This is a genomic window from Desulfurella sp. (genome assembly GCF_023256235.1).
Classification (GTDB): Bacteria; Campylobacterota_A; Desulfurellia; order Desulfurellales; family Desulfurellaceae; genus Desulfurella.
In genome coordinates this window covers 1-5404 of the sequence record NZ_JAGDWY010000041.1, presented here as the reverse complement: position 1 = coordinate 5404, position 5404 = coordinate 1, and the positions used below count along the sequence as shown (strand labels likewise).

The following is a 5404-nucleotide window of genomic DNA, read 5'->3' as shown; positions in this document are numbered from 1 at the left end:
GATTATCATTAGAATTTTTTACAGAAAATTTAACCGAAAAAGTAAACGGCTTTTGTTTTGTAATGGTGTTTAAATTTTTTAGTTTTTCATTTCCGCTTTGATTAAAAGCCTCTTTAATTAAAGAAACAAAATTTTTGCGATAATTTGTTGTTATTTTAGTACAATCTAGCAACTTTATTCTAAATTTAACTACCAAGTAAGCCTCCTTTTTAAAAACAATTTGCAATTTCACTTATATATACTTCGCTAAAACAAGGGGGAAAAATGAAAAAAATTTTTGTAGTTTTATTTGCCCTGTTGGTTTTTTTGCCAAGTGCCTGGTCTAAAACAATTACAGTATACAATTTTGGGAAAAAAATTGAAATTAAAAATCCAGATCGTTTTGTTGTGCTTTTTCCACAGGCTTTACCTTTTGTTTTTATGATTAATGCTTCAGATGGTCTTGTAGGGTACCCAGGCATGGGCAGAAATGCTGTGCCTTATTTTAGTGGTCAACTTATTTTAAAGAAAATGCCAGATTTTTTGAAAAAAGTTGTTGACGTTGGTTATCCTTTTGGTCCAAGCATTGAAAAAATAATTGCTCTAAAACCTGGTTTTATTGTTAATGTAAATATGCAAGCAGACAACGAACAATTTGAAAAATTGGGCATACCTGTTATTGGCTTTAGCGCTTGCTTTGGAAATTTAAACGACTTGTATCAAAGCATAAATAGTCTAGGTGAGGCTACAAATCATGTTAAAGATGCCCAAAAGTTAATTTTCTATTATAAACATACAGTAGAATATGTAGAAAGTCATCTAAATGGCATAAAAGAAAAACCAAAAGTATTATATTTGAGTTATCAAGGGCCTAAAGGCAACAAACTAACCTCTGGTGGACAATTTGATACACTAGTTAATGATATTATACAAAAAGCTGGTGGTATAAGTGTATCTAGAAATGTAAAGGGTAAATTTGGCCAAATATCAAAAGAAGATATCCTGAAGTGGCAACCAGACTTTATACTACTTGGCAGTGGAAATAAAAAAACAATTCAAAACATATACGCCGACAAAGATTTACGCTATGTAGCTGCTATCATTCACAAAAGAGTGTATTTGGTACCGCAGGATGGTGGAAGTCTCTACTCAAACTGGTTTGCTCCAGAAAAAGCACCTCTTGGTCTTCTCTGGTGCGCAAAACTTTTGCATCCACAACGTTTTAAATCTCTTAACCTCAAATCACAAGCAGATTATTATTATAAAACTTTCTGGAATATAAACCCCGATGAAATTCACATTATAGGACTAAAAAATTGAAAAACACTATTTTAATTGTTTTATCATTTGTTGTTATTCTTGTATCTTTAGGTGTTGGACCATACAAAATTGCACCCATTGATGTGGTTAAGTGTTTTTTTAATCCTAAGGCATCAATTGACTCAACAATTGTATTAGATATAAGATTGCCCAGAGTGTTATTTGCATATTTTGTTGGTGCTGGGCTTAGCGCAGCTGGAAGTGCATATCAGGCTATGTTTAAAAACCCTCTTGTCTCGCCCGACATTTTGGGTGTATCAGGCGGTGCTGCTTTTGGCGCCGCTTTAGCTATACTTACACTAAATCATTTTTACTTTATTGAAATTTTTGCTTTTGTGTTTGGAACAATAGCAGTTTATATAGCATTTTTTCTTGCAAAATCAAAGCAAGAGTTACCTGTGTTAAATCTTGTGATATCGGGAATTATTGTTGGTTCTTTCTTTACTGCACTTTTGGGTATTATAAAGTATCTTGCTGATCCGAATAATCAATTGCCCCAGATCGTTTTCTGGTTAATGGGTAGCTTTGCAAATGTAAGCTTTAGCGCATGGGGTGCATTTATTATAATTGGCATATGCGTAGTTTTTTTATACCTTTTGAGATGGCAATTAAATATTGCAGCTTTTGGCGACGATGAAGCAAAATCTTTAGGTGTAAATATAATAAATTTAAGAAAAATAATCATACTCTTGTCAACTCTAACAACAGCAGCAAGTGTAGCTGTTGTTGGCATAATAGGTTGGGTTGGGCTTATTATACCACACATTTCACGCTTGATTTCTGGCAGTGATAATAGAAATGTCATGCCCACAAGCATTTTTGTTGGTGGCATATTTATGGTAATTATAGATGATCTAGCACGCAGTTTAATTTCTGGAGAAATACCTGTTGGAATTTTAACATCGCTTTTGGGTGCTCCATTTTTTGCATGGCTTTATAAAAAACAAAAACGCTTATGATAGAAGCAAAAGATTTAAATTTCTCTTATGATGTAGATATATTAAAAAATATAGCTTTTAGCATAAGTGAATCTTCAATATGTACAATAATTGGACCAAACGGTTCCGGTAAAAGTACACTATTAAAAATATTGGACAAATTATTAAAACCAAAAAAGGGCACTGTTTTAATAGAAAATGAAAACTTAGAAAAATTAAGTATTAAAAATGTTGCAAAAAAAATTGCCTACCTTGCCCAAGAAAATGAAGTTTCTTTTTCTTTTAGCGTTTTCGATGTAGTTTTAACAGGAAGAGCCCATAATGTGGGCATGTTAAGCCAACCTTCAAAAGAAGATATCAAGATTGCCAAAAAAGCAATATCACTCGTTGGTTTGCAAAACCTTATTAACAAGCCTTTTACACAATTAAGCGGTGGTCAAAAAAGGCTTGTTTTAATAGCACAAGCTCTCGCGCAAGAAGCTAAAATTTTGCTTTTTGATGAACCAACGAATCATTTAGATTTTTCAAACCAATACGCTATATTAAATCTCATAAAAAATCTCATAAAAAAACACAATTTAACAGCAATAATAACGCTTCACGATCCGAACCTTGCTGCATGGATTTCTGATGTTGTAATAATGATAAAAAATGGCTCTTTGCTTAAATTTGGTTCTGTAAAATCTATAATGAACGCCCAAAATTTAAGTGAGCTATACGAAATAAAAATTACAGTTATAAATAACAACGGCAAGCTATTCATAACGCCATTGGAGTTTATATGAGTAAATATGCAAGCTTTGTCAATATAGCAGAAAATGTCTTTAAGGATATATACCCACAAATAGCCCAAAACATATTTGAACTGTTTAAAAAACAAAGTGGTACTGTAGTAGAAATTGGCTGTGGAAGCGCTATTTTATCCAGAAATCTATATAATTTTGGAAATTTTCAAATTTTTGCTGTTGACTTAGAGTTTGATATGGCATTTAGTGCAAAACAATTCATCGAAAAAGAAAACAAAAAAACTATCTTGCCAATTGTTTCAAACGTAGAAGCCCTACCGTTTAGCAGCAACTTTGCCGATTTAATTATAAGCAGGGGTTCAATGTTTTTTTGGGAAAACAAAGTTAAAGGCTTCAGAGAAATCTATAGAGTTTTAAAAAAAGGTGGCATAACATACATTGGTGGTGGCTTTGGTAATAAAGACCTGAAAGAAAAAATATTTAAGATTATGTCAGAGAAAAATCCAAACTGGCACAATCAGGTTAAAGAACGCCTTAAACAGACTAACCCTGAAGTAATAAAAAATATAATGAACAACTCAAATATTAAAACTTATTCAATCATAAATGATGAAAGTGGTTTCTGGATAATCATAACAAAGGAGCAAAAGTTGTGAAGTGCCATATCTGTGAATTTAGGTGCAATATTGAAAATTCAAAAATAGGATCATGCGGTATGTATCAAAATATTGATGGTCAAATTACAGAACGTTTTAAAAATTCGTACTTATTTGTAAATCCTATTTCAATAGAAACACAGCCAATGTTGCATTTTTTTGTAAACCACAAATTTTTGCAGATTGGAAGCGTAGGTTGTAATTTTAAATGCGAAGGTTGTGTATCTAATATTTTTGTAAAATATATTGATATATATAAAAATGCTTTTAAAAAACTCAGTGCGCAAGAAATTGTACAAAAAGCACTTGAAGAAAATTGCAAAGGCATAAGCTTTGGTATAAACGAACCCACCATGCACTATTTTAGCTTGCTTGAGCTAGCTAAAATTGCCAAAGAAAACAAATTGTTATTTGGTATATCTACAAATCTTTACTACACAAAAGAATCACTATTTCAATTAATCAAATACCTGGATTTTGTTAATGTAGGTTTAAAAGGATACACTAAAGAAACTTACCGAAAGTTTTGCAAAGCACCAGATTCAAAACCAGTATATAGGAATATTGTTTATCTATTCAAAAACAATGTATATTTTGAAGTTTCTATTGTTTATTCAAAAGGAGTTGAAAATGAACTTATAAATGTTGCAAAATTTTTATCTAAACTATCAAAGCAAATACCGCTGCAAATCATGCGTTTTATACCTTTTGATAAAGCCTCGGGTAAGCTTGAGTCATCAATTAAAGAATCTGAAAATTTGGTAGAAGAACTAAAAAAACATTTAGATTATGTTTATTTATTTAACTCACCTGGTACAAAGTATTTAGATACAAATTCAGATAATTTTGACATTAAGCGCAGCTTTTATGGTCCAAGGGGAGCACATATCATATCAATAAAAGGAAAGCCCAACTGCATAATAGGTGATATATCGAAAAAAGATTATGAAGAAGACGGATTTTTTGGTGGCTACAGGATCACAAGAGCCCTTGAGATGGTAATTGGTATATTAAATGCACTTAATGTAACAGATAAAAAAACCATTGCCAGTGTTATTACTGAAATTCTAAAAGACAAAACATTCCTTAATTTTTTTCATGAAACGCAAGATGACATAAATTCAAATCTTGAAGATTATTTTGATATAGTCGAACTGCTTGCAAAACTTTCAAAGGCAAACCCAAAAAGACTAATTGATTTTTACAAAGAAATTTTAGATGATATTAAACTAAAGCGCAAAAAAATTGATAAAAAATTAAAATCTTATTATGTAATGGGCACTCCTATTTTTGCTCTAAATACGCATAGATTTGAAAATAAACTGGCAAGTTTTGTTGGCCTTGAAGTTTTAAAATTAGAAAAAGAAGGAAAACCTGGTATAAATATATCCAAAGAAACTCTTATCTCATACAATCCAGATATCGTTTTTATCTCAGGTTTTATTTCATGCAAAACTGAAGATTTTATTGATTACTGTCAAAATCATAATATTAATATTAATGCCACAAAATATAAAAAAGTTTATAAATTGCCTTTCGGGTGGGACTTTGGTAGCGTTGAATGGATTTTTGGATTAATGTATATTGCCAATGTCGCTTACCCTCATATTTACAATTTTAATATTGAAAGTAAATATTTTTTATTTAACAACAAAAAATATGCACCGTTAAATAAATCATTTTATGCGGGTATTGGGTAATTTTTTGTATTCGTTATATAAATTTTTATACACTGGGAGGTTTTATGGAAACTGTTAGCCTTGCA

Annotated in this window: 6 protein-coding genes; 5 read left to right on the top strand and 1 reads right to left on the bottom strand. The window is 31.1% G+C overall.

Annotated features, from left to right (window positions below; translation table 11 throughout):
• The coding region (locus Q0C22_RS04205; protein ID WP_291491862.1) for a hypothetical protein at window positions 1–196 on the bottom strand (196 nt) is incomplete at its 3' end.
• Window positions 197–264: 68 nt separating this feature from the next.
• Between Q0C22_RS04205 and Q0C22_RS04200 the strand changes: the two genes are divergently transcribed.
• Genes Q0C22_RS04200 through Q0C22_RS04180 form a run of 5 tightly spaced genes read left to right on the top strand, consistent with a single transcriptional unit; the run spans window position 265 to window position 5339 of the window.
• Window positions 265–1299, top strand: coding sequence for an ABC transporter substrate-binding protein (locus tag Q0C22_RS04200; protein WP_291491851.1), 1035 nt, complete (start codon window positions 265–267; stop codon window positions 1297–1299).
• On the top strand, window positions 1296–2258 hold the full coding sequence (locus tag Q0C22_RS04195) for an iron ABC transporter permease (RefSeq protein WP_092129714.1): 963 nt from the start codon (window positions 1296–1298) through the stop codon (window positions 2256–2258). Before Q0C22_RS04200 ends, Q0C22_RS04195 begins: the two co-directional genes overlap by 4 nt.
• On the top strand, window positions 2255–3022 hold the full coding sequence (locus Q0C22_RS04190) for an ABC transporter ATP-binding protein (protein ID WP_291491816.1): 768 nt from the start codon (window positions 2255–2257) through the stop codon (window positions 3020–3022). Before Q0C22_RS04195 ends, Q0C22_RS04190 begins: the two co-directional genes overlap by 4 nt.
• A complete protein-coding gene (locus Q0C22_RS04185; RefSeq protein ID WP_291491795.1) occupies window positions 3019–3639 on the top strand; it encodes a class I SAM-dependent methyltransferase in 621 nt (206 codons plus the stop codon). Before Q0C22_RS04190 ends, Q0C22_RS04185 begins: the two co-directional genes overlap by 4 nt.
• Window positions 3636–5339 (top strand): radical SAM protein, encoded by a 1704-nt coding sequence (locus Q0C22_RS04180; protein ID WP_291491787.1) that lies wholly within the window; start codon window positions 3636–3638, stop codon window positions 5337–5339. The genes Q0C22_RS04185 and Q0C22_RS04180 overlap by 4 nt, the downstream gene beginning before the upstream one ends.
• Window positions 5340–5404 lie beyond the last annotated feature (65 nt).